Source organism: Stenotrophomonas sp. STEN022 (genome assembly GCF_056760155.1).
In genome coordinates, this window is record NZ_JBRREG010000192.1 from 1 (window position 1) to 1,516 (window position 1,516).

General features: G+C 62.1%; 1 protein-coding gene. It reads left to right on the forward strand.

The annotated features are described in order from the left end of the window. Positions 1–323: 323 nt before the first annotated feature. Positions 324–1,430, forward strand: a complete 1,107-nt coding sequence (locus ACVOMF_RS20865; RefSeq protein ID WP_481510972.1) for a glycoside hydrolase family 18 protein — start codon at positions 324–326, stop codon at positions 1,428–1,430. The last annotated feature ends 86 nt before the right edge of the window (positions 1,431–1,516 follow it).

Genomic DNA, 1,516 nt, shown 5'->3' on the forward strand with positions numbered 1-1,516 from the left:
AAACCCATCTCGGCAAGTTTTGCGCGGAGCCTTGGTGGGTTGTAACTTTGCCTATAGCCCGGCCTACCGATGGGTTTGTGGGCGGGGCGTATGCCGCGAAGCCGGCAATAGTTGAATTGCCGGCATGCCTGCAATCGGACCGGCTATCAGCTTCGCGGCTGACGCCGCTCCCACAAGCCCTTCGTTCGGCAGGGCTATCGGCAAGGTTCCAGCCCAGCATGGCTCGGCTCTACAGTGGCCGAGATGGTTTCCAACGTCACTGCCTGTCACTGCACTGCGCGTCTACGGTTACAGTCCGGGGTCCTCTCACTACGGGACCTCTCATGCCTGTATTCCTTCGCAGTCCACGCCTGCATGCGCTGTTCATCGCCGCATTGCTGTCCTTCGCCGTACAAGCACAACCACCGCGCCTGATCGGCTATGTGATGGACAGCCCCGAGCCGTTGCAATTGTCGGCGCAGAAGCTCGACGTGGTGAACTTCGCCTTCGCCGTGGTTCGCCTCGACGGCACCGTCTACCTGCCCGAGCAAGTCGATCCGGCACGCCTGCACGCCGTGGTCGCCAAGCGCGCCGATAACCCATCGCTGCAGATCGTGTTGTCGATTGGCGGCTGGGGTGCCGGCAACTTCTCTGAAGCCGCCGCCACTGCACAGGCACGCGCGCGCTTCATCGACAGCAGCGTCGCGCTGATGCACCAGTTCAAACTCGATGGCCTGGACATCGACTGGGAATACCCCACGCTCGGTGATGCCGACATCAGCCACAGCCCGGATGATCGCCAGAACTTCACCGTGCTGCTGGAAGAACTGCGTGCACGCCTGGACCTCGAAGGCAATGGCAAGCGTCACTACCTGCTGACCATCGCAGCTGCCGAAGGCCGCGCAGCCGAGGGCCTGGAGCTGCCACGCATCGCCAACTCATTGGATTGGATCAATCTGATGACCTACGACTTCTACGGCAGCCTGACCAAGACCACCGGCCATCACTCCGGGCTTGCGCGCTCATCGCTGGCTACGCCGCAGGGCCGTACCACCGTGGATGCGGTGAAGTACTTTCTCGATGCCGGCGTTCCCGCCGAGAAGATCAACGTCGGTGTGCCGTTCTACGGCCGTACGTTTGGTGATGTCGGCACGGACAACAATGGGCGCTTCCAGAAGTTCACCAAGGAAGGCGGCTTCATCACCTGGCGTGACATCGTCCATACCCGTCTCAACGCGCCGGACTGGCAGCGGCATTGGGATGACGAAGCGCAGGTGCCGTGGCTGTGGAATGCCAAGGAGCGACGCATGATCAGTTACGACGATCCGCAATCGCTGTTGATCAAGGCCAACTACGTGAAGCAGCATGGCCTTGGCGGCATCATGTATTGGGAGCAGCGCGGTGATGACAACGAGCAGTTGCTTGATGTGTTGCATGAAGCATTGCGTTGATCCGGTAGTGGGGGGAGGAGAGCGGCCCGGGCGGGCGCAGGAGGGCCCCCACCCCGGGGGGGGGGCGGGCGGAGTCGGGAAGCAAA

Coding starts and splice junctions, on each gene's coding strand:
- ACVOMF_RS20865 (WP_481510972.1), top strand. CDS start 324: ATGCCTGTATTCCTTCGCAGTCCACGCCTGCATGCGCTGTTCATCGCC.